Source organism: Candidatus Anstonellales archaeon (assembly GCA_038869735.1).
Classification (GTDB): domain Archaea; phylum Micrarchaeota; class Micrarchaeia; order Anstonellales; family CG1-02-47-40; genus JAWCQO01.
This window is the reverse complement of sequence record JAWCQO010000008.1, coordinates 18,818-41,806: the sequence shown is the minus strand read 5'-3', so window position 1 is coordinate 41,806 and position 22,989 is coordinate 18,818. Positions and strand designations below refer to the sequence as shown.

Below are 22,989 nucleotides of genomic sequence, written 5' to 3'. Positions count from 1 at the left end.
CCTTCCTTTCCCACGTAAGTACTTCCATAATCATTCTTGCTCTTTTTTTACCCAATCCCTTTACGGCCCAGAGTTCTTTTTCACTTGCATTTACTACACTCTTTATGCTTCCAAATTGGTCTAGAATTGACCGTGCAAGCTTTGGCCCTATTTTCGGTAAACTTTCAATTACCGCTCTTTGATATTCCTCAAGTGTAAGCATCTTCTTCTTTGCACATACGGGAAGAGGTGCCTTCTTTCCTTCTTGCTCATACTTTGCAACAGCATACAAAAATTCAGCAGTGGATTGTTGGTCCTTTGTAAAGAAGAGCGAGATTCCAAAATCAACTGCCAAACTCGCATACGCTCCAAGAAGAGCTTTGCGCGAGATGCGATTTTCGCCCTCTTCGTTTCTTTTTCCTTCCACGATAACAAGAACACATGGGTAAGCTTCTTTTAAAGCCTTTATTTGTCTGAAGACTCTTCCATCAACTATAGAGTCTTCAAAATCCGTCCGCGTCTTTCTTTCACAGACAACACGGCTTGAGAGAACAAAATCGCCAATTTCAAGCTGTTCTTCTTTTACATCTGCCCCAAGCTCTCTAAGAACCTCAAAAATAGAATGATCTTCCCGTCTATCCGCGACAATAAAAACCATCCCTCTCCCTCCACATCTTTCATTTGTACTCAGACCTTTTGAATCCAAGTTTCTCTACATAACTCTTTATCTCCTCAAAACCAGTTGAAGCCCCTGAAAATTTCAGCGCGTAAAGTGATGATTCAAGTGCAACTTTCTCCATTTTTCCAAAAGAGCTGAAAAAACCCTTTTCATAAGCTACAGCTACAAGTTCGGTGCTTCTAATAAAGTTAATTTTTCCAACTCTTCGTAAAAATTTATAAAGGCGTCTATAATCAACCCTAACCTTTTTTCTGAACTCATCTTCAAGATGCCTTGCAAGTCTCATGGGTTCTTCATATAGAATCCGAGTTGTCCTCTCATCCATTAAAAGCGTGCTAGAACCTATTCTTTGCGCCAATGCAAGGGTCTCCGCTTCCCCTTCATCTACTAAATGAAGTGGTCTCCCATCTATAAAAAACGAGTGATTTGCTAAATCCATAATCTCCTTTCCAGATTCTTTTACGCTTTCTTCATAAACAAATAGGATCCCATCTGAAATTGCCTTTCTAATTATAAGAGCCCCTAACGCGTGACTCTTCATCCCCATTGGTCGGCGTACGCATTCATTTTCAACGCCCTTTGAAATTATAAATTTCCCATCAAACATGTCAGCAAGAAAATAAAGGACATTTACAAGGCAAGAGTCTGTGAGAGAAATAATAGAAGAAGAATCACATACTATATCGAGGGATTCTCTTGCTCTCATCCAAATATCCTCCTTGCAATACTTACGCGTTCGCCGATTCCTCTTCTTTCTGGCAATCTGTCAAACATCATAGTACCTCCCGCATACTTGAGGATTTCCCTTTCATCAACGCCAGTAATCTCAGATGCTCTACCCAAAGAGAATCCCTGTGCGTACAGTGTAACTGCAATTTTTAATTTGGCCTTCTCCTCAAGACCCAGAAAGAATCTTCTATCACTTGCATTTAATTGTTCAACAACTTTTAACATCTTTTTTATTGACTCCCCAACCTCCACTTCTTTTTCTGAGCGGATATACCCCCTGCACGTGAGAAGTTCGTCTTTTATTGCTTTCAAATAATCTTGGTTTGCTTTTCTTTCCATGTATCTTGGTTTTGAAAGAATCTTTGAAAGAACATAAGAAATAACCGAGAGAGAAAGAAATAGCGGACTTGGACTGACTGCAAGAAATGCAATGCACCTGTCATTTGCCTTTCTCATAAGACGTGAATCGGACTTTGAAAGTCCTTCGTACATTTCCTCAACACATTCCGCAATCTCTTGCATGGCTAAATAGTACTAATAACAGATATATAACTTTATATATTCTTTGTATTCTCTTTTTTTGCCGAGTGGGAGGCGGGGCGGCTTAATTCGGCCGCCCTTTTCCTCTTCAAGCAGTCGGGGAAGGGCGGATGGCAAAATAGTGGGAGGTGAATAATTCTTATGCTTAAACCATCGGCCCACTTCCCCCAAAATTAGTGCGAGATTTTGCAGCTTGAGAAAGCTGATAATACACTGTCTTTCCTACTTGTCTTTTTACTAAGATGCCAGCATCAGCAAGGCGCGAAAGCCTTGCACATGCCGCGTTTTTTCCCTTGTAGTTTAGTCTTTTTTGTATATCAAGTGCGCAGACGGCTCCCTTTTCTATTATCAAATCTACAATCTCCTCATCTTGTTTAGAGAGCAAAAGCGGCTCAACAAGTTCGCCTTCTTCCTCATATGAAAGCTTTTTCTCAATATCTTCTAATTTTTCAAGAATTTCCCTCAGCAACGTTTTCATCTCTTCTTTTTCTCGGAGTATTCTGAGCATTAGAGAAGAAAGGAGGAAGGGATCTCTTGCAATATTTTTTGCTTCTTCCACCTCTCTTTCTAATCGCTCATGTTCTATCTCCCCACCAGAAGATAGGGAGCGGTCGCCTTGCGAATGAAAAGTATTATAAATGTCTTTTTCTTTCTTTTCCATTCAATCACAACCAAATCACAATCGAATCATGATCTTTCGTGATATAATCATGATATATTTTTAAATCTTTCTTATTTTAGTCCCACTGTATTTGAAAATTAGACACATAACATATCAGCTATCGACTAAGCTTTATAATAAAAAATACGTTTTCAGCTTTTCTCCTCTAAACCTCTAACGTTTCTTTCTTAGATAACCTAAAGAATAGACATAACTTCCCAGAGTACTCCCATCAATAAAAATGTCCATTTCTTCTCCAGCAGAATATTCCCCTTCAAGAAATAAAGCCCCTTCCGTCTCACTAACTGAATAATTCCTACCTTCTACTTCTATTGATGCGGGCAACTTAATCTTGACAAGCGAATACTCCTTAACACTATTAACACTATCAATGCCGGCAACATCCTCAAACTTCTTTTTTATATCCGTCAAATTCACATTTTCAGTTCCATTTAAAGTTAGCGTAACGGTAGAATTTGGAAAAGATAGCGCAATACCGTCAAGATCTTCGACTATCCTTCTCTTATCAGTAAAATTTTCATAGACGGAAAGCGTGTCAGCATACACAGCAGTTATGTAATCCAACTTTTTCTCTACTATCCTGCCTTGTACTTCTGGACCAATCTCATTTTCAAATATCACAAAGGATCTTGCTGAGTATTCAACCCCTCTATCAAATTTTGCTTTAATCTTTTCTATATCTAAATCCCTTTTCTCCCACGGAATAATAAGTTCAATTCTCTTCTGGCTTGTTTCAAGTATACGTATCCTTGCGCTTTGATTTTCAAATGTTTTGGGCAAGAACGTAATTGAACCCCAAGCTACAATGAAAAATTCCTTTCCCTCAGTTCCACTTATTCGTGCAGGAAACTGTCCCAGAACTTCTTCCCCTACTTCAAATCGTGGCTCTATCTCATCTCTTATGGTTGAAGATGCAACAGGTATATCTCCCACACCTTCCACAGTCAAATTCGTTTTTAACAGGGAGAAAAAGGCTCGACTATACGAGCTTGCGTTTAGTTCCTTAAACCGTTTTGCAACTGCTCCAATATCGTTGGCGTCTTTTAAGTTAAGAAGCAAAACTCCCTCCTTCGGATTTAGGTAATAAGTAACTATTCCTTCCTCCTTTAGTTTTTTTGCAAGCAACTCTATTTCATTGCCCCCCCTATGCAATACCCTCAAAACCGGTTCATAGGAATTTAGTATAAGTCGTCCTCTTATTATCCCCTCATAATTTTTCTCTACATATCTAGAATCACCAGTTTCATTATTTGTACTTCTGTTTAGCCCATAGATTGCTATTAGCTCAAATACGAACACAACTACAATCGCAATAACAAAAAGCTTTATTAGGCTGTTTTTATCCATAAAACCAACCAATAACAATTTCAAATATCTATATATCTTAACTATTTAAAGTATTAGTGAATGGGTGAGTGAATTGGAAGAAAAAGCATTCTTACTTGTTTCGTATCTTGGCAAGATATCTGACACCAATACAACCTTTGAAGAGGCAAAAAATAAACTGATAATCTTAAACACAGGTCAAATGATACCGAAGCTTGAAAAGGCTCTCGGAACTTTAAATGAAGGAGAAGAAGTAGAAGTTTCTGTCTCTCCAAGAGAAGGGTTCGGCGAACGAGACCCCTCCCTCATTCGAATAGTCCCGCAATCTACATTCATCAAAGAAAACATAACCCCTACCCCAGGTAAAGCTGTATCTATCAATGGTCTTTTTGCAAAGATAAGATCCGTAAACTCTGGTCGTGTTATGGCAGATTTCAATCATCCACTTGCAGGAGAGCACTTAACTTATCACTTAAAGTTAGAAAAAATATTAACCACAGATAAAGAAAAAATAGAAGCACTTGCAAAAGACATTGGCATAGATGCAGATGTCAAAGAAGAAGAGCAAAAAGTCGTAATAAAAGTAAAAAATCCTCCTTCTCAAAACGTTTATAGTCAAAAAAAGGAAGTTCTTAAATCAGTTATTAAATCGTTTTTTAACAACATCAATGAAATTGAATTTCATGAATAATGTAAAAGAATGGAAAAGGGGATTTGTCTGGGCTTTGATAATCTCCCGAACTCATACATAACCAAAATCAATGGGTATTTTTTAAGGGATATTGAGCGGATGGAGATTACAACTAACCTCTCAAATGCTGATCCTTCCTTCTCAAAAGACATTTGCTCAAATCTCCCCTTTCCAATAAAGGTCTCTTACCCTCTTTTCGAACCCCGTGCACCTTACACCTCCTCTTCAAATTACTTCCAGCCAATGTATGTTGATGGACAAAAGCAACCAATCAGGTTTGCTGGCGATTCCACACGAGCACTTTCCATTTATGAAGGTAATCTAATCCTACTTTCAAAATTTGTTGAAACAAAAGAAGGGAAGGAACACTTCCAATCATATTTTCTTATAAAATTCTCTCCGTCAGAGTTTAATATAACAAAGACCCAAACCTCTCTTACTATCTCTGCAAATTGCAAAAAAATACTAAAAAATATAATCACAAAAGAAGAGGAGGAAAGGACAGTTTCATTTGCATTTGTGCACAAAGACATCTCACACGCAATAATAAATAAAAAGGGAGGTTTAAGTACAAAAGTAAAGGAAGTTTACGAAAAAAAGGTATACCCACTTCTTAACGACCTCGAAAACTATCTAATCTCTGTTCCACACTTTAACCCCCATCCCTACCTTCTCGACTGCTACTCTGAACTTGGATTCAAGTCAAGAAGAGAGATGCAAATAAAGAGCTGGGAATATTTATTAAAATAAGAACACACAAACTAAAACAAAAAAGAGAACAAGCAATCACAATACATTAGCTTTTTTTCCATCAAAGTAAATAACATCCTCATACCTTACTCCAAACTTTCCAGGAAAATAAGCCCCGGGTTCAATAGTGAAAACCTCACCTGCATATATCTTCTCCTTTGCTCTCACATGAATTGACGGAAGTTCATGGACGTCCAATCCTATACCATGACCAAGTAAATGTATAGGTTCCGGTAAATTATATTTTTTCATGAGTTTGGTGTGTAATAAATCCAGTTTTCTGACCTCCATCCCTTCTTTTATATTCACTATGACTTCATTAGATATTTTCTGAAGCTTCGAATAAACCTCCCTTTCTTTTTTGCATTCATCTAAAAAAAAGCATCGCGTCATATCCCCACAATATCCCTCATATCTTACTCCATAATCTATAAGAACTACTCCTGAAAGCCTTTTTTTTCCACCACTATAATGAGGACTTGCGCTAGAAGTTCCAGAAGCGACTATTGGCAAAAATGCAGGCGTACACCCAAATTCAATTGTCCTTTTCAGAATTCGTTGTTTTACTTCGTCCTCTCTCATCCCGCTGTATATTAACCTACCCACCCAGTTAATTATATCCCTCGTAATCCTCTGTGCTTTGCGTATTTTTTGGATCTCTTCCCTATCTTTTATCATCCTCTGCAAAAGAATGTTTCTCCCGCAATCCAAAATTTTCTTTTTTCTCAGTTTTAATCTAATCTTCCTATACTGGGCATATGATACAAACGAGTAATTTATGCCGATATTCTTTATCCCTTTTAGATACCGTCCAACTCTTTCCAGAGGATTTTTTTTATCATAAATGAGTGTTTTCATCCCTGCCTTTTTTCCTTCTGCGACATTCATTCGCGAAGTAAGCAAAATACTCGGTTTTCCTTTCCTTAAAATAAGTATCGAACCGTCAATTCGCTTTCCAGTCAAATAAAAAAAATCCTCGCACCACTGTTTGAAATCCCCAGAAAAAACAAGTACAGCTGAATACGATTTTCCCTCTACAGCTTCTTGCCTTCTTATTTCAAACTTGTTCAGGTTCATTTAATACTTCCTCAAGTTCTGATACGAGATATCGGTTACCCATAAAAACAGGAACAGTTGCATCTACAGACATGGATTCTATTTCAAGTATCCTCTCACGCCCATTTGATGCTGCCCCACCAGCTCCTTCAATCAAATAGCTCATTGGCTGTACCTCAAAAAAAAGCCGTAGTTTTCCAGAAGGATTTTTTAGTGAAGCTGGATAAGCAAAGAATCCTCCGTGATGAAGTATCTGAGAAAAGTCACCAACGAATGCCCCACAGTATCTAACCTTTAACTTGTGTCTTCTAAAAAGATTCTTTGCAAATTTTAAGAATCGCTTATCCCACTCCAAAGGGTCTCCACCAATCCCAAACACCTTTCCAGGTTCTGGAAGTCTTAAACCTTCATTTACCAAAAAATATTCGGATTTACCTTTTCTCTGTTTAACAAACTCATGAGTCGCGTCTTCGGTCCTATACACCAGTGTAGTTATTGGACCATATAAAATATATGCAGCACCCACTATCTTTGTTCCAATAGTAGGAAGATCGTTTTTGTAAACTCCCAAAATTGTCCCAAAAGGGTTATTGGATTCTATATTTGATGATCCGTCTAATGGGTCAATCGATACGAAAAACGGAGCTTGGTAGTCTAGAGCGACTGCCTCCTCAAGCTCTTCAGAATAAATTTTATTTACTAATCCCGTGCTCCCAAGTTGCTCAATCAAAAATTTATTCGTCCATTCATCTAACTCCTTTTTAATTTCTCCATACTTGTTCCTGTTAAGTGTTTCTCCCTTCAATTTCTCAGGGAGCTCTTGGCGAATATCTATTGATAGCTGAGAAAACGCATAAATCAATTCTGCAAGCTTACTGTCTCTAAGACCTTCTAAGTGCTCCTTGAGACTTATCTGAAGCATTTGTCTCCCCCAATTCCACCTAACTGCTAATCTCCAAAGACTATCTTCTTTAATGCTTCCGTAATTTTCATCGGATTTTCATTTTGCCAGACATTCCTTCCAACTGCGAAGCCAGCTGCACCTGCATTCATAACTTCCCTGGCCTTTTCGAGGAACTCCTCATCACTTTGTTTACTACCACCAGCCGAAATCACGAGTGTTTTTTGAGCCGCCTGAACTACTCTTTTAAATGACTCTGTGGAACCGGTATAGTTTACCTTTACTACGTTTGCTCCCAGTTCAAGCGCAACCCTCGCTGCGTATGCAACTACTCCTGGATCCTTTTCGTTTGGAACAAATTTACCTCTTGGATAAGCCCATATTATCGTCGGCATTCCGTACTCTCTTGCTTCCTTCTCTATTTGAGCGAATTCTGTAAACATTCTGGATTCGTTTGGTGAACCTACATATATAGTATATCCTATCGCATCTGCCCCAAAGTTAACAGCATCTTTTACAGTTGCAACAGGAGGAGAATAAACTTCATCTTTTGGGACTATATTAGTCCTCCCGTTTAATTTAAGAACGAGGGGTACTTCGCCTGCGTAGCTTTCAAAATAATGCTTTGCTACCCCCTTTTGCAAAACTACTCCCGTAAACCCTCCTTTTCTTGCAATATCAAGCACATAATAGGGATCAATATTTTTTTCGTTGAAGTCAGAAGGGCCATGTTCCATCCCTTGATCCATTGCAAGTAAAAGAACTCTGTTTCTGCGTACAATCCTTGACAATCTTACAGCTTCACCTATCTGCATATTAATCACCCTCCCATTTTTTATTCTCTGCCATATTTTAAAAGTTTAGTCAAATATGCTAATTGGATTCTCTTTAACCACATTCAAAATTAGTGAAGTCTCAGTATCTTCTATAAAGGGATAAGTCTGAATCTTCTTTAAGAATTCATCAAGTTCCTTTCTATTCTTGAACCTTGCAAGGACCGTGGCATCAAACTGACCGGTCTGGTCATACACCCCAAAAACTCGTGAGTCAGAAGCAATTTTTTCTTCAACCTCAAACAACTTTCCTTTAGCAACTCTAAGCTGAATTATGACGTAGACATCATAGCCCAGTTTTTCAAAGTCAACGATAGAAATCTGCCTCTTTATTATGCCCATTTCTTTGAGTCGCTCAACGTTTTTTAGTACCGTTGAAGGAGAGACTTTGCATCTTTTTGCTATCTGCCGATACGACAATGAAGCATCTTTTGCAATTACCTCCAATATCTTTTGTTCATTTTTGCTAAGCTTCATAGACTCTGCCTCCCTGACACTCCTTGACACCGGTTCAAATGTTCGATTATGAGCTTTTTTAACTTATTTCTTTGTATATTTGTTTCGTTTTTTATAAAAATCTTATCTTTTATTTCATTTTTTTTACAAAAAATATAAATTATGGTTCAATAAAAACCCAAATCAAAAAAACTGTGTGGAGGTGCTGTGCTAGATGACTAGAGAAAGAGGTGCAGAGGAAATCTTAGAAGAAGTTTCAAAAAAGGGAGTAAAATTTATTCAGATGCAGTTTGTTGATATATTCGGAATCGTCAAGAACGTAGAAATAAACGCCCGTCTCCTTGATGCCGCGTTTTCTGAAGGGGTCTGGTTTGATGGTTCCTCTATAGAAGGATTTGTCCGTATCTATGAATCAGATATGCTACTAAAACCAGATCCATCTACCTTCGCTATTCTGCCTTGGTCTCCAGAGGTTGCACGTATCATCTGTGACGTTTATACAACTGAAAACAAACCTTTTGATGGAGATCCGCGTTATGCTCTAAAAAAAGCATTGGCACGCGCAAAGGAGATGGGTTATGACTACAAAATAGGCCCTGAACTTGAATTCTTTTTGTTTCATAACAACAATTGTGACGCTTATCCAAAGCCTCACGATTCAGCAGGGTATTTTGACCTGGCCCCATATGACATGGCAGCGACGATAAGGAGACAGGCCATGCCTTTCTTGGAGGGAATGGGACTTGAGGTTGAGGCTCTCCACCACGAAGTAGCACCTGGCCAGCATGAAATAGACTTCAAATATGGAGATGCACTCTATATAGCTGACAGCGTCTGCACTTTCAAAACAGTAATAAAAACAGTGGCAAAGATGAACGGCCTTCATGCTTCCTTTATGCCAAAACCTATCGCCCGCATAAATGGTTCAGGAATGCATACTCACCAATCTCTATGGAAAAACGGAAAAAATGCTTTTTTTGGGGATAAAGTATATGACCTATCAGAAGAAGCTCTTTTCTTTGTTGCCGGCCAGCTTCATCATGCAAGAGAGATGTGTGGCGTAGTTGCTCCAACAGTGAATTCATATAAACGCTTAGTACCGGGTTATGAAGCTCCAGTTTACATCTGTTGGGCAAAAACTAATAGGTCGGCACTCATCAGAATACCCAAATACGCTGCCGGAAAGACATCTTCTGCTCGTTGTGAACTTAGATATCCGGATCCTTCTGCCAATCCCTATCTTGCTTTTGCTTGCATGCTTAATGCAGGATTGGATGGGATGGAGAAGAAAATGACCCCCCCACAACCGGTTGAAGAGAATCTCTATCACTTTGATGATGAGAAGCTCAAAAAGTTATACGTCCATACCCTTCCTGGAAGCCTCGGTGAAGCAATAATGGAGATGGAAAAGAGCACTCTTGTAAAAAAGACACTTGGAGACCACATCTTTGAAAAGCTCCTTGAAGCTCAAAAGCAGCAGTGGAACGATTATAGGCTTGAAGTCACGCCTTGGGAACTAAATACATATCTTCCAAAAATATAATCTACTATTTAATCAGAACCAACCACTAATCAGCGCCCTCCCCACCGCCATAGAGCATGCTCTCCATTTTTTTTATTTTTTCATCTTCTATTTTTTTGAATAGCGGTTCAAAATTCTCTATTCTCGTATGAGGTTTTATTAGCTCAGCATCAATGTTTTCCCATCTAACCTCTTTTTTTTCAATTCCGCACATTTGGCAAAGCTTTTGAGAAGAAAAAGGCAGAAAGGGTTGCATAAGTATTGCAAGAGCAGAAATTCCACGCATGCATACATAAAGACAATTTTTTCTTCTTCTCTCATCCCTATCTTTCCACGGTTCTCTTTCAGAGAGATAACGGTTAAAATTATCAGAGAGTGCCATCATCATTTCCTGGCCCTCCTTAAAGTTGAATTCAGAAATAAGTTTTCTGATGTTTTCCTTTGCTTTAGTTATTTTCATTAGCATATCCTTATCTTTCTCATCAAGGTCAATTGGTTGCGGAACTTCACATCCATTCAATTTCTTGATCAATGACAAAGTTCGATGCACGAAATTTCCCAAAGAGGCAACAAGTTCATTATTTATCTTCGATTGAAACTCTTTCCAAACAAAGTCAGCATCTACAACAGAATGAGGGGTAATTGCAGTTTCATAATATCTAAGATAATCCGGTTCAAAATTTTCCAAATAGCATCCAAGAGAAACGAACCATCCCTTGCTTTTTGAGAATTTCTTTCCTTCCAGATTAAGATAACCTCTTACGGGAATCTTGTCCGGTAGCCTGAATCCATCATTTATTCCCATCAACATTGCTACCCAAAAGAGAAAATGATGATAAGCTATGTCCTTTCCTATAAAGTGTACTATCTCCGATCCTTCTTCCTTCCAGTATTTTTCCCATTCGTTGGTGCATGCCTTAGTGCTTGAGACATATCCAATCGGAGCATCAAACCAAACATAAAAGACGCAGTTATCTTTTCCTGGAATAGGCACTCCCCATTCCAAATCTCTAGTTATATCCCAATCCGATAGGCCCTTCTCAATCCAACCCAATAAATAATTTACAACTTCTTTCTGCAAGTTGGTATTCTCAGCTAACCACTTTTCAAGCTTATCGGAAAATGAAGATAGACTAAAAAAATAGTGATTAGCCACCCTTCCAACAGGTTTCTCCTTACAGACTATGCATCGAGGATTTATTATCTCCCCACCCTGCAATGCCTTTCCGCATACCTCGCAATAATCAGAATATTGCTCATCTGCACTACAGCTGGGACAAGTTCCTATTACAAATCTATCAGGCAGGTATCTCCTACATCTCTCACAATATGGAGAAGAGACCTCTTTTTCGTATATATAACCGTTCTCCTTAAGCTTCTCAAAAAACATCTGTGTAAACTCCCTATTCTCTTCGCTGCTAGTTCGATGGAATATGTCAAAAGAAAAACCAAGTTTGCTAAACTCTTCTTTATCTTTTTTATAATAATAATCCACAAACTCCTTTGGATTTTTTCCTTCTTTTTCTGCAGCCACTACAATTGGTGTGCCGTGCTCATCCATGGCGCATATATAAAGCGTGTCGTTTCCGATTAGCCGGTTGAATCGCGCGTAAATATCGGCAGGGAGATATGTACTTCTAATATGTCCTAAATGAATTGGACCATTGGCATAAGGTAAAGCTGCAGTTATAAGAACTCGCATAGTCGTTGTTTTTCTTTTGACCACAATAAAAATCTTTCTTACTCCAAACTATTCAAAATCCCGCATACATCTATAAAACACTTAACTTGCTAATTATGCTTATGAAACTTGTTTTTATTGGAACTGGCGGGGGGAGGGTGAATCTAATAAAGCAGTGGCGCGGCACTGGAGGTTTCTTAATAAAAGGTAGCCTTGTATTTCACATAGACCCAGGACCGGGAGCACTCTCAAACATGGTCCGCTTAAAAGAAAATCCTCTAAAAACAGACGTTATTGTTGTTACTCATAATCACATAGACCACTGTTCGGATGCAGCTGTTTTATGTGAAGCAATGACCTATTACGGTCTAAAGAAAAGAGGGATATTAATAGGAAGCAAGAATGCTCTGGAGGGAGACGAAAAAGGAGACAAGGCTCTTTCGCTTTATCATCAGAACCTCCCATTAAAAAGAATAGTAGCCACCAACGGAACAAAAATAGAAGAAAAAATGAACTCAAAATCCTTTATGATGGAAATAATAGGCCTCAGGCACGATGAACCTTCAAATTTCGGCTTCAAACTACATCATGAAGGTGAAACGCTTGGCTATATTTCGGATACAGAATACTTCTCCGACCTAGGCCTTCTCTTTAAAGAGTGCGATTGCCTTGTAATAAATAATCTTAAGCCCAAGGGGTCCGGGATTCCAGACCATCTTTCTAGTGAGGATACGATAGAAATTTTAAAAGTTGCAAAGCCTAATTTATGTATACTGACTCATCTTGGAATGAAATTTTTCAAAAATCCAGCTTGGTTGGAAGCTCAGAAGATAACTGATGCCACAGGTGTAAAAACAATTGCTGCAAAAGATGGAGGAAAATACGAGTTGGATGGTGACCTATTCAAAAGTGAAAGCAAGCCAAAGTCCACGAAGAGACTTAGTGATTTCAATGACTAAATGGGATTCATCAAAAGATTATTCTCTCGAAATAGAAAAAAAATGGCAGGAGTTTTGGGAAAAAAACGGTATCTATATCTTTGATTCATCAGATTCATCAAAAGAGATCTACTCAATTGACACTCCACCTCCATTTACAAGTGGTGAACTTCATATGGGTCATGTTCTCTCCTACTGTTATTTTGATTTTGCAGCAAGATACAAACGGATGCGTGGATTTAATGTTTATTATCCCCAAGGATGGGACTGCCAAGGTTTTCCTACAGAATCAATAGTTGAAAAGAAATATGGGAAAAGGAATCCGGAAGAATTCAGAAAACTCTGCATCTCCTGGACTGAGGAATGCATAAAAAAAATGAAGTCTCAAATGATCTCTTTAGGTTTATCACCAGACTGGAGATACGAATACAAAACAATGTCGCCGGAATATTGGAAGAAAGTCCAACTTTCCATATTGAAAATGTATTCACAAGGAGAGATATACCGTGCAACACACCCTGTTTTTTGGTGTCCAAAGTGCCAAAGCGCAATAGCGAAGACAGATACCGAAGAAATTGAGCTTAGCGGAGAATTGTATTACCTAAAATTCGATTGTGAAGGAAAAGATATCCTCATCGCTACGACGCGTCCCGAACTCTTGCATGCGTGCGTAGCAGTGCTTTACCATCCATCTGACGAAAGATATTCCAAAAGCCTTAAAGGAAAGAAAGCAATAACTCCACTTGGAAAGGAGATTCCAATATATTCTGATGAAGAAGTTGATTTTGAGTTCGGAAGCGGCCTTGTCATGGTTTGCACATTTGGAGATAAACAAGATGTTGTCTGGATGTATCGCTACAAACTACCTGTCATAGATGCCATTGACAGATTTGGACGACTCATAAATGCGGGAGAGTATTCTGGACTAAAATGCGAAGAGGCAAGAATAAAAATTGTTGAAAAATTAGAAAATGAAGGAAAAATTGTAAAGAAAGAGAAAATAATCCAACATCCAAAAATCCACGATAGGTGTAAATCGCTGGTAGAGCTCATCCAATCCCAGCAATGGTTTGCTAAAATAAAAGACAAGCGCGAGAAAATAATTTCCGCTGCCAAAAAAATGAAATGGACCCCATCATTTACAATACGATACCTTGAGGACTGGGCAAATTTCGTTGAATGGGATTGGGTTATCTCTCGTCAGCGAGTCTTCGGAACTCCCCTCCCATTTTGGCTCTGCACTACCTGCAATGAAATCTTTACTGCAAGCGAAAAAGAACTACCCGTAAATCCTCCTACAGACCCAGTTCGCCGGTGTCCAAAATGTTCCTCCCCTCTCACCCCAGAAACTTCAACATGCGACTGTTGGATTGATTCCAGCATAACTCCCCTAATAATATCAAAATGGGAAGAAGATGAAAAATTCTTCAAAAGAATCTACCCTATATCCCTCCGCCCACAGGGAGTTGAGATAATCCGCACATGGGCATATTATACGATATATAGATGCTCTGAACTAACAGGGACACCACCTTTTAAAGAGTTGCTTTTGAATGGGAACGTCCTTGCCCCAGATGGCAAGAAAATGAGCAAATCACTTGGAAATGTTATTCCTCCAGACAAACTAATAGCCGAATACTATGCTGATTCTGTTCGCCAATGGGCAGCAATGAGCGGAGCAAAAGCTACTGATCGCCCCTTTTCATATCAAGATTTGAAGTTCGCAAAAAGCTTTATAATAAAATTCTGGAATGCTGCAAGGATGGTCCAGAAAGCCAATTCCGATTACATCTATTCAGATACTGATAAAGCTAACCTGCGCTGCGTAGACAAGTGGATTCTCTCAAGGCTTGATAGGCTGATAGAGACGGTTACTCAGGATTTTGAAAACTTTGAATACCATTCTGCTATTTCTCGAATACACTCTTTCTTTTGGCATGATTTTTGTGACTATTATCTGGAGTACGTGAAACATCGCATCTACCAGCCTTCAGTTTATGGGGAAAAATCAAAAAAATCAGCCCAATACAGCCTTTGGCATATTCTTCTCTGCTGCACTAAATTGCTTGCTCCCTTTGCCCCACACCTTTCTGAAGAAATTTACCAAATTTTTAAGAATGATGAAAAGGAAAGCGTCCATCTTTCCTCCTGGCCCACCAAAATGGGAATACACGATGAGAAAGCAGAGCAGATATGTACCGAACTAAATACCATCATTTCTCAAATACGCCAATATAAATCCGCTCACGGCCTCGCCCTCAACGCGGAGTTAAACCAAATAACAATATCAAGCCCTCATGACCTTAGTTGTATCTTAGACGAGATAAAAGGAACATCTAAGGCACGAAAGGTAGAAATAAAAACCGGCAACGAATTGCGAGTTGAAATAAAATGAACATCCTCTTTGTAACCTCAAACGCAGGAAAGTTTATAGAAGCCAAAAAGATTTTAAAAGAACGTGGAATAAATATAGCCCACAAGCATGATTTAATCCAAGAAGTAAGAGCAGAAGATTGTGCAGTAGTTGCAAAAGAAGCAGCCCGTTATGCATATGAAAAATACAGAAAACCGCTTTTTGTTGAAGATAGCGGTATATTTATAAAGTCGTTGGAGGGATTTCCTGGAGCCTATTCAGCCTATGTTTACAGAAAAATTGGGCTGGACGGCATACTCAAGCTTTTGGAAAATAAAAAAGATAGGAGTGCAGAATTTGTTTCATGCATAGGATATGCCGATAAAGACATAATAAAAATCTTCTCAGGAAAATGCGTCGGTAATATTGCCAAACGCATTTCTGGATCAGAAGGATTTGGTTACGACCCAATATTCATTCCAAAGGGAAAGAAAAGTACATTTGGAGAGGATAAAAATCTCAAAGATGTTATTTCACACCGGAGGCTTGCACTTGAAAAGTTGGCAATTTTCTTAAAAAAGAGGTTTGGGTTTTGATATGGCAAGAATGCATACGCGAAAACGAGGCAAATCTGGCTCAAAAAAGCCATCAACTCGCATAAGTCCAGAATGGGTCGAATATTCAGCATACGAAGTGGAGGATATGATAGAAAAGTTTGGAAGGAGTGGAATGGGTGCAACCGCAATCGGAATGCTTTTACGTGATACCTACGGTGTCCCATCAGTAAAAAACCTCTGTGGGAAGTCAATAACAAAGATAATGGAAGAGAGAGGGATAAAAATAGATTATCCTGAAGATCTTGTTTATCTCATAAAGCGCGCAGTAAGAATGAGAAAACATCTTGAACAAAATAAATCAGACATACACAACCGAACAAAACTCAGACACATTGAATCAAAAATAAGGCGACTCGTAAAATACTATCGCTCTACGAAACGTTTGCCGTTTGACTGGACATATGACCCAAAAACCGCTTCACTGCTTGTAAGATAAGCTTCTAAGAGGTGTCTTAACAGATGGTTAGCAAAAATCCAGTGAAAAAGTCAAGAGGCGTTGACACATGGAAGACAAAAAGTTGGTATTCAGTAATAGCCCCCCCTCCCTTTGAACAAAAAGAAATAGGAAAGGTAGTATCTGGAAATGAGGAAAATCTCAAGAATCGAGTAATTCGTGTTAGTTTAGACGAACTTAGTGGAGGGTCAGCTCCCACAAGCGTCTACACCCGAGTCGACCTAAGAATATATGATGTAAAAGGAAAAACCACCCACACTAAACTCATAGGCCATGAGCTCATACCTGCATACATAAAAACAATCATCCGTCGACGCAAATCTCTAATCACAGGCGTAGTTGACGTTACTACTCAAGATAATCAAAAAGTTCGTCTAAAGTACTTGATTGTTACTGGGGCTAAAGTATCGAGCAGAGTCAAAACCATCATAAGACACGAAACAAAAAAACAGCTTTTAGATATAGCTTCACACTCTGACTTCTCTACTCTTATGCAGGAACTACTTTTCAGTAGACTCCAAAAGAGACTTTATCCGCCAATAAAATTATTTGGTCCAATTAAGAGAATAGAAATAAGAAAAAGTGAGGTTGAAGAAACCTTTTCATAAAGGGTGTTGTTCTCTGTTATGTTGCCAGGCCTAGACCCATTTCAAATGAAAAAAATGCTGCAGCAAATGGGAATAAAAAGTCAAGAATTGCATGCAAAAAAGGTACTGATAGAGACAGAAGAGCAAAATATACTCCTAGAAAATCCTAAAATAATAAAAATAACACTGCCCGGCTTATCAGGCTCTACCTATCAAATTTCGGGAGAGGAAAAACTGCAAGAGCAAGAGCCCTCATCAGAGGACATTAAGCTAGTTATCCAGGCAGTAGGGGTCTCAGAGGAACAAGCAAGAATAGCACTCAAAGAATCAGATGGGGATATCGCCAAAGCAATAATTAAACTAAGGGGCTATTAAAGAGATATCAAAACAAAAATCTATACCGATATGATTTTTGCAATTTCTGCTTCTTTGTTTCTCCTTATTCCATACTTTTTTTCAAAATATCTTATAATATTTGATACGTCCCTTTCTAAAAATTCATTTGCTCGCGGGTGCTTTATTGAAACTGCCTGCGCAAAATCTATCAGATATGGGCCATCAGAACACATAACCACATTATACTCTGAAATGTCAGAATGCACCAGTCCTGCAGAATAGAGCCTCTTAATCTCCTCCAAAATTCTATTAAGGTCTGTTTCTGGATTTTCACTTCCAGCCTCTGCTAATCTTGGATATCTGATTCCGTTCTCTCCCAAAAACGTTGAGATTAAAATGTTGCGTAGAAACTTTATAGGCTTTGGGCATCGCACATTAGCCTCCCATGCTACTTTTAGATTTGAAAATTCCTTTCTTGCAAGGACAAAAGCAAGCGCTCTTCTTTTTTTGAGCGCTCCTTCAAAGCGCGGGTCTCCATTTACATAAGGTAAAAGGCGCCAAAAAGTTCTAGTCTCAATTCTAAATATCTTCACAGCAAAAAATTCTTCTCCTTTCTTTGCAAGAAAAATATTTGCTTCCTTTCCGCGGCAAATAACTCCTTCAACAGATTCTATAACCCCTCTCCCTATAAGCGAGCTTAAGCAAATTAACGTGTTTCTATCAAACACCTCCCCTTCTATCTTATTCTCTTTCTTAATTTGCTTCTCCTCTTTCTTAGGACGCTTTTTCTTTGAAAGTAGAAGTGCCATATATATAATATCTAAAAGAAGTGCTTAAATAATTCCTTTCTTCCTTAGCCACTCAGCTTGTAGTCGATTGTACCTCCAAACCAAGTCGCATTTTTTGTCTGATTCAAGCTGCCATGGTTTTACTAAAACTACATCCCCTTCCTTAACCCATATATCTCTTTTTATCTTTCCCGGAATCCTACACATACGCTCACGCCCATCCTTGCATTGCACAATAAGATGAGAGGAGCCTACGTTTGATACTATAACCCCATAAATTTCGTCTTCCTTTGCAAGCCTCACGCGTCCTATCGATTCCTGTTCTTCCATTTTTACCCTCCTTATCTAAGTGAGCATTTAGCTCCACACGCTTCACATTTAAGCATCTTTATGCCATGTTCCTCAATTATAGTGGTATCTGGCCTTTTGCATTCTTTGCAAATCACGTTTTTGTTTACATAATCTGAGAATTTTTCATTCAAAAGACGCTCATTTACCTTCCCACTAAAAACCATCCTTCCATTTTCATACGTTACTGGAAGTGCAAGTTCTTTTGTCAGGTATTTTATTATCTCCCGCCTTTCTCGCCTAATCTTATCCACTGCATCGTCAAAATTTTTTACAATAGTCTTAGTCCCTTGAAAAAAAACCTCTAGAACTGGTATCTCAAACCGGCTCTCTTCACGGGAGCGTGCCGGAATCCCAGCATAAGCATTATCAAGCAACTTTTCATAATTCTTCATAGCTACCACTGATTTTGACGTTTCATACTTTTTACTTCGTTTCTATTTAAAAAAGTATGACTGACCTCACAATTTCCAAGACTAATAAAGAAAGTAATCCTCCCAAGCAAATTGGAGGTATCGCAGGTAAAAAGATTCTATTTTTATATACCATACTCACAATTGCACTCAGTCCAAAAACACATCCAATAAAAACTGCTATCACTCCTTCAAACCCAAATGCGTCATAACTAGAAACAGCCAACATTACGGGTATAGCTATATCTCCCGTTCCAAGTGAAATGCTTCCTCCCTCAACTTCCTTCTCAACCTCTACAACGCCTTTGCTGCTTTCTAATTTTTCCTTGATCCTCCTTGTTTCTTTTGAGGATACAAAAAACGGAAGTTTTCTCTTCCCAAATTCAGTTGCAAATTTTATCATATGCTTAGTTTTGAAGACTGCCCAATAATCATAAATGGCAAGAAGAACCACGAGGACAATTGCAGGATAAAAACCAATCGAAAATCCAAAAAGTGCCCCCACACCACTGCTTGATATTATGGCAGCAAAGTTGTTTATTTCTGACCGCAAAATATTTAATCCAGCTAATAACAGCGAAACTAAAATAGAATATAAGATGCTCAAGTTAAACGGAATATCAAAATGATTAAACATTACTAAAAAGACTACATTTGAACCCAAGAAGACAACTAAAAAATTAATAATGTTAAATAAAATAATTCCTTTATAAACCTTTAACACAACGAATAATGCAGCCGCTCCCACCATCATATAAATAAAAATAAAAAAAGCATTGCTTATACTGTTTACATCTTCTGTTGGAGAAATATTAAACTCCATCAGTTGAGGTTCTACACGTGCCAGCCCTATAAGACCTATTCCTGTAAAAATCCCTATAACCTGTGCAAGAGCAAACATCAAAATTATTGAAAATGTCACTTTACTCATAGATAAAACTTTGGATTCTTTCTTTTTAAGGATTGACCAGACGCACAAAACCAGGTTCTCTTCTGTATAGTTCACCTCTGTCAATCAGTTCCTCTATCGTTCTTCTTACAAAAACTTCGTCAATATCCTTATATTCCTTTGCCCGCTCAACCACTTTTGCTATCTCAACTGAATCATACTCTCTTTGCAATTCCCTTATAATTCCGATTATGGTTTCTATTTTATCTCTTTTTGATTTTGGAATCCCGGTGGTTACTATATCTATGTCTATCCTACCAGTTTCTCTGTCAGTATAAACCTTATGCAAAATCCAATCCATAAGCCTAATCGCCCTCTCAGCGTCCTGCAACTCAACCTTTTCAGATAATCTTATCTTTGCAGAAGCCTCACTCATCCTAATAAGTCCTTCTATCTGCCTGGGAGTAATCGGAACACCCCCCCCACTTCTTTTTGCCTGACTGCGAAGTTGGACATAATAGTCTTGCAGTCTATTCTCAGCTTCAGGAGTAAGCACGGGTCTTATTTCCTTTCTTGCATAAGAAATGTACTTTCTAAGAAGTTCTTGGCTTATCTGGTCAGGGTCAGATACCTCCTCCTTAAACTCACCTTCCCTCTCTTTTTCATCACCTTCTTCCAATGCACTTCTTTCTGCAGCTTTTCGGTGTATCTTTAATATATGTTGAGCAAGCTTTGTGTCCTTTTCTTCGTCCATTATATCTATTATTGGAAAAATCAAATCAAATCTTGATAGCAACGTTGTTGGAATGTCGAACTGTTCTCCAGGAGGTTTGCCAGGGTCGAATCTTCCCATTTTTGGGTTTGCTGCCGCAAGAATAGCTGTCTTTGCTCTGAATTTTGCTACTATTCCTGCTTTTGCAATACTTATTGTTTGGCTTTCCATTACTTCATGCATTATTGCTCTTTCGCTTTCTTCTATCTTGTCAAATTCATCGATGGCACCTATCCCTCCAGATGCAATGACAAGAGCGCCTGCCTTAAGCGTCCATCCCCCTTCCCCCATTTCATCTCTTTCAGCCGAAGCCGTGAGACCTACTCCTGTTGCCGTCTTTCCAGATACATAAATGCTTTTAGGTGCAAGTGCTGTAACGTTCAATAAGAATCTTGTTTTTGCAGCTCCAGGATCACCTATCAACAAGATATGCATGTCATCTCTTACAACTCCGCCTGTACCTTCAAGCTTTTTGTCTCTTGTTCCTCCAAATAACTGTAATAATATTCCCTCCTTTACTTCCTCGTGCCCATATATTGAAGGAGCAAGAGACTTCACCATTCGAGTATAAATCCTTGGGTCTGCGGCAAGTTCTTTTATTTTTTTAATATCCTCCTCATTGATTTCAAGTTCTTCAAACTCTTTCTGCATCTTTTTTATATGCATCACATCAAGATAGCGACTATAAGTTTGGACCTTTGGACCTCCGCCTCTTCCTCGGTTCGGAATAAGCGGCATTATTCTCATAATTCCGGTAACTTCAATGTTGTCGCCGGGAGTTATTGAATTTACATAGTCGTCTTCAAGAAAAAGCATTATTCTTGCAGCCGGCGCTCCTCCTCTAATTCTTTCTAAGAGGTCCTGCATCTCAGCCTTTTGGATATCAACGAAATACGATTCTTCCTCCTGAAAGAGGAGTTCCTTACCACCGCAACCCTTGCACTTTTGCGGAGGTGCGGCTTTTTTGAGCATCGGGATTTTTTCCTCTTTATTACAATTTCGGCACCTATATACTGCAATCTGAACCTTATGCATAACCTCTGTTCTTTTTGTCACAACCCCTTTTACAGCGATAAGTCGTTCTATATGCTTTGAGCTTATATCCTGCACCAGCAAGTTTTTATCCGGCAGGTCGCAGAAGCGAACGTGGGGTTTAAAATCTATCCCCGGCATCCCAACGCCCATCTGTCTTATCCCTTCTTCAGCAGCTTCAATCACTTCATCAGGTTTTAGGATAAGCGCATCAGCAAGGTCTGCATTAAACTTCTCCAGGAGAGGATACGACACAACAAGACTCCTAACTGACGGATAGACCAGTGCAAGATTACTTATTTCCTTTTCCATGACAGATGAAAAAAACTGTCTGAATTCTTCAACCACCGTCTCTTCGTATTCAGCCATAACTATCCCATCTAAATCTCCTTGAAACTTCGCTCCATGTCCTGACCGATCTTCTAATTACATTTAATTACATACAGGTTAAATCTATTATTACTTTGTGTAGACAGAAAGCAGGACTAGATAAAATAAAAAATAAGACTTCATCAGATTTTTTCAATCATTTTACAACTCATACATATACTTCCTCCACTCGGTTCGCCGCAAGATCTACAGAGTTTTATTGCGCTTTTTCTTAAAGCATACTTTTTTTTCAACGCACTCTGGATATCAAGAAAGCTCGCAAATATTCGTTGCTTGGTACCCGGGTACCTCTCCTCTAACTCATTTATCATTTTTCTTACTCTTTGTCGGAGAGCATGTCTGGCATATGGACATTCCCTCATGTGTAGTGGAATTTTACGAAGAAGAGCATAAATAGCAACCTCTTTTTCGCCCAATCTGGCAAGAGGCTTGATTCTTGTTACAAAGCCTCCCTCTTCAAAAACTCCACTTCTGACGCCAAACCTTGCAAGTCTGGAAGGCTCATTTCGTATTATGTTCATAATCGCAGTCTGAGCAAAATCATCTAAATTGTGTCCTATCGCAAGCTTATCTGCACTTATTTCCTTTGCAGCTTTGTTTAACAGATACCTTCTAAAAACCCCACAGAATGAGCAGGATTGTCTCTTTCTTCTCTTGACTATTTCATCCAGGCTCTTTCCTATATATGATCTAAAAGAAACGATTTTAAGTGGAATTCCAAGTCTCCTGCAAAGTTTTTTTGCAAGAATAAGCGAAGATGGCCTATACCCCCTTATTCCTTCATCAACGGTGATTGCAACCAATTTAAACGGAAAGATATTTTGCAACTTTTTGAGGCAATATAACATAACTGAGCTGTCCTTACCTCCGGAAAGGCCTACCGCAACCGTTTCATCTTTTTTAATCAGTTCGAACTCTCTTATTGTTCTAAAAAATTTTTTCTCAAAATATTCTGTAAAATGGTTTTTGCAAAGATTAATATTAAGAGATATAAGATAGGCGGTGGCTTCCCTATCGCACTTGTGGCACTTTAGAGCGTTGTTCATTCAACCCCCAAATACTACTTTTATTATCTCTACTTTTTCCTCCCCCTTTAATCTCATATTCTCTGGGGCAAGCTTCCCATTTACTTTTACAACCACAGTTTCTCGCCCTAACTTAAGTTTTTTGAGAAGTCGTTCAATTGTTCCTGAAAATTTGATTTTTTTCTTTTTTTCGTCAATGATAACTTGCATAAGTCCGTATTT

26 protein-coding genes are annotated in these 22,989 nt (G+C 38.7%); 9 read left to right on the top strand and 17 right to left on the bottom strand.

Annotated elements, in window-relative coordinates; all coding sequences use genetic code 11:
- The 5 genes from QXF67_03940 to QXF67_03920 all read right to left on the bottom strand — a co-directional run.
- The coding region (locus tag QXF67_03940) for an ERCC4 domain-containing protein (GenBank protein MEM3060654.1) at positions 1–637 on the bottom strand (637 nt) is incomplete at its 3' end.
- Positions 638–656: 19 nt separating this feature from the next.
- A complete protein-coding gene (locus QXF67_03935; GenBank protein ID MEM3060653.1) occupies positions 657–1,364 on the bottom strand; it encodes a hypothetical protein in 708 nt (235 codons plus the stop codon).
- Positions 1,361–1,909, bottom strand: coding sequence for a hypothetical protein (locus tag QXF67_03930; protein MEM3060652.1), 549 nt, complete (start codon positions 1,907–1,909; stop codon positions 1,361–1,363). The genes QXF67_03935 and QXF67_03930 overlap by 4 nt, the downstream gene beginning before the upstream one ends.
- Positions 1,910–2,072: 163 nt before the next feature.
- On the bottom strand, positions 2,073–2,588 hold the full coding sequence (locus tag QXF67_03925) for a winged helix-turn-helix domain-containing protein (GenBank protein MEM3060651.1): 516 nt from the start codon (positions 2,586–2,588) through the stop codon (positions 2,073–2,075).
- Positions 2,589–2,762: 174 nt separating this feature from the next.
- Entirely contained in the window at positions 2,763–3,956 is a 1,194-nt protein-coding gene (locus QXF67_03920) for a hypothetical protein (GenBank protein MEM3060650.1), read from the bottom strand.
- 73 nt (positions 3,957–4,029) lie between these two features.
- On the opposite strand from QXF67_03920, the gene QXF67_03915 reads away from it, so the two are divergent.
- Both QXF67_03915 and QXF67_03910 read left to right on the top strand, forming a co-directional pair.
- Complete coding sequence (locus tag QXF67_03915) at positions 4,030–4,626, top strand: FKBP-type peptidyl-prolyl cis-trans isomerase (GenBank protein MEM3060649.1); 597 nt, start codon at positions 4,030–4,032, stop codon at positions 4,624–4,626.
- Between the two features lie 9 nt (positions 4,627–4,635).
- Positions 4,636–5,376, top strand: coding sequence for a hypothetical protein (locus QXF67_03910; GenBank protein MEM3060648.1), 741 nt, complete (start codon positions 4,636–4,638; stop codon positions 5,374–5,376).
- Between the two features lie 36 nt (positions 5,377–5,412).
- Here QXF67_03910 and QXF67_03905 read toward each other — a convergent pair whose 3' ends face one another.
- From QXF67_03905 to QXF67_03890, 4 genes are read right to left on the bottom strand one after another with little or no spacing between them, the layout of a single operon-like run.
- Positions 5,413–6,453, bottom strand: a complete 1,041-nt coding sequence (locus QXF67_03905; GenBank protein ID MEM3060647.1) for a Xaa-Pro peptidase family protein — start codon at positions 6,451–6,453, stop codon at positions 5,413–5,415.
- On the bottom strand, positions 6,434–7,354 hold the full coding sequence (locus QXF67_03900) for a class 1 fructose-bisphosphatase (GenBank protein ID MEM3060646.1): 921 nt from the start codon (positions 7,352–7,354) through the stop codon (positions 6,434–6,436). The genes QXF67_03905 and QXF67_03900 overlap by 20 nt, the downstream gene beginning before the upstream one ends.
- A gap of 26 nt (positions 7,355–7,380) precedes the next feature.
- Entirely contained in the window at positions 7,381–8,148 is a 768-nt protein-coding gene (locus QXF67_03895; protein ID MEM3060645.1) for a 2-amino-3,7-dideoxy-D-threo-hept-6-ulosonate synthase, read from the bottom strand.
- A gap of 45 nt (positions 8,149–8,193) precedes the next feature.
- Positions 8,194–8,673 (bottom strand): Lrp/AsnC family transcriptional regulator, encoded by a 480-nt coding sequence (locus QXF67_03890; protein ID MEM3060644.1) that lies wholly within the window; start codon positions 8,671–8,673, stop codon positions 8,194–8,196.
- A gap of 163 nt (positions 8,674–8,836) precedes the next feature.
- Here QXF67_03890 and QXF67_03885 point away from each other — a divergent pair, with 163 nt between their 5' ends.
- Positions 8,837–10,165 (top strand): glutamine synthetase beta-grasp domain-containing protein, encoded by a 1,329-nt coding sequence (locus QXF67_03885; GenBank protein MEM3060643.1) that lies wholly within the window; start codon positions 8,837–8,839, stop codon positions 10,163–10,165.
- A gap of 25 nt (positions 10,166–10,190) precedes the next feature.
- On the opposite strand, the gene metG is transcribed toward QXF67_03885, so the two are convergent.
- Positions 10,191–11,846, bottom strand: coding sequence for a methionine--tRNA ligase (gene metG / locus QXF67_03880; GenBank protein MEM3060642.1), 1,656 nt, complete (start codon positions 11,844–11,846; stop codon positions 10,191–10,193).
- 101 nt (positions 11,847–11,947) lie between these two features.
- Here metG and QXF67_03875 point away from each other — a divergent pair, with 101 nt between their 5' ends.
- Genes QXF67_03875 through QXF67_03850 form a run of 6 tightly spaced genes read left to right on the top strand, consistent with a single transcriptional unit; the run spans position 11,948 to position 17,149 of the window.
- A complete protein-coding gene (locus QXF67_03875; GenBank protein MEM3060641.1) occupies positions 11,948–12,784 on the top strand; it encodes an MBL fold metallo-hydrolase in 837 nt (278 codons plus the stop codon).
- Positions 12,735–15,158: a valine--tRNA ligase gene (locus QXF67_03870; protein ID MEM3060640.1), complete on the top strand. Its 2,424-nt coding sequence runs from the start codon at positions 12,735–12,737 to the stop codon at positions 15,156–15,158. The genes QXF67_03875 and QXF67_03870 overlap by 50 nt, the downstream gene beginning before the upstream one ends.
- Entirely contained in the window at positions 15,155–15,712 is a 558-nt protein-coding gene (locus tag QXF67_03865) for an XTP/dITP diphosphatase (GenBank protein ID MEM3060639.1), read from the top strand. Before QXF67_03870 ends, QXF67_03865 begins: the two co-directional genes overlap by 4 nt.
- A gap of 1 nt (position 15,713) precedes the next feature.
- Positions 15,714–16,169 carry a 30S ribosomal protein S15 gene (locus tag QXF67_03860; GenBank protein MEM3060638.1) on the top strand — a complete coding sequence of 152 codons (456 nt, stop codon included), beginning with the start codon at positions 15,714–15,716 and terminating at the stop codon, positions 16,167–16,169.
- 23 nt (positions 16,170–16,192) lie between these two features.
- On the top strand, positions 16,193–16,795 hold the full coding sequence (locus QXF67_03855; protein ID MEM3060637.1) for a hypothetical protein: 603 nt from the start codon (positions 16,193–16,195) through the stop codon (positions 16,793–16,795).
- A gap of 18 nt (positions 16,796–16,813) precedes the next feature.
- Positions 16,814–17,149 (top strand): nascent polypeptide-associated complex protein, encoded by a 336-nt coding sequence (locus QXF67_03850; protein ID MEM3060636.1) that lies wholly within the window; start codon positions 16,814–16,816, stop codon positions 17,147–17,149.
- A gap of 20 nt (positions 17,150–17,169) precedes the next feature.
- On the opposite strand, the gene QXF67_03845 is transcribed toward QXF67_03850, so the two are convergent.
- The 7 genes from QXF67_03845 to QXF67_03815 all read right to left on the bottom strand — a co-directional run bounded on the left by QXF67_03845 (position 17,170) and on the right by QXF67_03815 (position 22,977).
- On the bottom strand, positions 17,170–17,919 hold the full coding sequence (locus tag QXF67_03845; GenBank protein MEM3060635.1) for a serine protein kinase RIO: 750 nt from the start codon (positions 17,917–17,919) through the stop codon (positions 17,170–17,172).
- 24 nt (positions 17,920–17,943) lie between these two features.
- On the bottom strand, positions 17,944–18,228 hold the full coding sequence (eif1A, locus tag QXF67_03840) for a translation initiation factor eIF-1A (protein MEM3060634.1): 285 nt from the start codon (positions 18,226–18,228) through the stop codon (positions 17,944–17,946).
- A gap of 11 nt (positions 18,229–18,239) precedes the next feature.
- The gene (locus QXF67_03835) at positions 18,240–18,641 is read right to left on the bottom strand and encodes a translation initiation factor IF-2 subunit beta (protein ID MEM3060633.1); all 402 of its coding nucleotides are present in this window, start codon (positions 18,639–18,641) and stop codon (positions 18,240–18,242) included.
- A 46-nt stretch (positions 18,642–18,687) separates the two neighbouring features.
- Positions 18,688–19,590, bottom strand: coding sequence for a presenilin family intramembrane aspartyl protease (locus tag QXF67_03830; protein ID MEM3060632.1), 903 nt, complete (start codon positions 19,588–19,590; stop codon positions 18,688–18,690).
- Between the two features lie 25 nt (positions 19,591–19,615).
- Positions 19,616–21,721: a minichromosome maintenance protein MCM gene (locus QXF67_03825; protein ID MEM3060631.1), complete on the bottom strand. Its 2,106-nt coding sequence runs from the start codon at positions 21,719–21,721 to the stop codon at positions 19,616–19,618.
- Positions 21,722–21,864: 143 nt separating this feature from the next.
- Complete coding sequence (locus QXF67_03820) at positions 21,865–22,788, bottom strand: TIGR00269 family protein (GenBank protein MEM3060630.1); 924 nt, start codon at positions 22,786–22,788, stop codon at positions 21,865–21,867.
- The gene (locus QXF67_03815) at positions 22,789–22,977 is read right to left on the bottom strand and encodes a MoaD/ThiS family protein (GenBank protein ID MEM3060629.1); all 189 of its coding nucleotides are present in this window, start codon (positions 22,975–22,977) and stop codon (positions 22,789–22,791) included.
- Positions 22,978–22,989: the final 12 nt, after the last annotated feature.

Excerpts from the sequence above, each read along its gene's own strand:
- QXF67_03935 (MEM3060653.1), bottom strand. The coding sequence starts at position 1,364 with ATGAGAGCAAGAGAATCCCTCGATATAGTATGTGATTCTTCTTCTATT.
- QXF67_03930 (MEM3060652.1), bottom strand. The coding sequence starts at position 1,909 with ATGCAAGAGATTGCGGAATGTGTTGAGGAAATGTACGAAGGACTTTCA.
- QXF67_03925 (MEM3060651.1), bottom strand. The coding sequence starts at position 2,588 with ATGGAAAAGAAAGAAAAAGACATTTATAATACTTTTCATTCGCAAGGC.
- QXF67_03920 (MEM3060650.1), bottom strand. The coding sequence starts at position 3,956 with ATGGATAAAAACAGCCTAATAAAGCTTTTTGTTATTGCGATTGTAGTT.
- QXF67_03910 (MEM3060648.1), top strand. The coding sequence starts at position 4,636 with ATGGAAAAGGGGATTTGTCTGGGCTTTGATAATCTCCCGAACTCATAC.
- QXF67_03905 (MEM3060647.1), bottom strand. The coding sequence starts at position 6,453 with ATGAACCTGAACAAGTTTGAAATAAGAAGGCAAGAAGCTGTAGAGGGA.
- QXF67_03900 (MEM3060646.1), bottom strand. The coding sequence starts at position 7,354 with ATGCTTCAGATAAGTCTCAAGGAGCACTTAGAAGGTCTTAGAGACAGT.
- QXF67_03895 (MEM3060645.1), bottom strand. The coding sequence starts at position 8,148 with ATGCAGATAGGTGAAGCTGTAAGATTGTCAAGGATTGTACGCAGAAAC.
- QXF67_03885 (MEM3060643.1), top strand. The coding sequence starts at position 8,837 with ATGACTAGAGAAAGAGGTGCAGAGGAAATCTTAGAAGAAGTTTCAAAA.
- metG (MEM3060642.1), bottom strand. The coding sequence starts at position 11,846 with ATGCGAGTTCTTATAACTGCAGCTTTACCTTATGCCAATGGTCCAATT.
- QXF67_03875 (MEM3060641.1), top strand. The coding sequence starts at position 11,948 with ATGAAACTTGTTTTTATTGGAACTGGCGGGGGGAGGGTGAATCTAATA.
- QXF67_03865 (MEM3060639.1), top strand. The coding sequence starts at position 15,155 with ATGAACATCCTCTTTGTAACCTCAAACGCAGGAAAGTTTATAGAAGCC.
- QXF67_03860 (MEM3060638.1), top strand. The coding sequence starts at position 15,714 with ATGGCAAGAATGCATACGCGAAAACGAGGCAAATCTGGCTCAAAAAAG.
- QXF67_03855 (MEM3060637.1), top strand. The coding sequence starts at position 16,193 with ATGGTTAGCAAAAATCCAGTGAAAAAGTCAAGAGGCGTTGACACATGG.
- QXF67_03850 (MEM3060636.1), top strand. The coding sequence starts at position 16,814 with ATGTTGCCAGGCCTAGACCCATTTCAAATGAAAAAAATGCTGCAGCAA.
- QXF67_03845 (MEM3060635.1), bottom strand. The coding sequence starts at position 17,919 with ATGGCACTTCTACTTTCAAAGAAAAAGCGTCCTAAGAAAGAGGAGAAG.
- eif1A (MEM3060634.1), bottom strand. The coding sequence starts at position 18,228 with ATGGAAGAACAGGAATCGATAGGACGCGTGAGGCTTGCAAAGGAAGAC.
- QXF67_03835 (MEM3060633.1), bottom strand. The coding sequence starts at position 18,641 with ATGAAGAATTATGAAAAGTTGCTTGATAATGCTTATGCTGGGATTCCG.
- QXF67_03830 (MEM3060632.1), bottom strand. The coding sequence starts at position 19,590 with ATGAGTAAAGTGACATTTTCAATAATTTTGATGTTTGCTCTTGCACAG.
- QXF67_03825 (MEM3060631.1), bottom strand. The coding sequence starts at position 21,721 with ATGGCTGAATACGAAGAGACGGTGGTTGAAGAATTCAGACAGTTTTTT.
- QXF67_03820 (MEM3060630.1), bottom strand. The coding sequence starts at position 22,788 with ATGAACAACGCTCTAAAGTGCCACAAGTGCGATAGGGAAGCCACCGCC.
- QXF67_03815 (MEM3060629.1), bottom strand. The coding sequence starts at position 22,977 with ATGCAAGTTATCATTGACGAAAAAAAGAAAAAAATCAAATTTTCAGGA.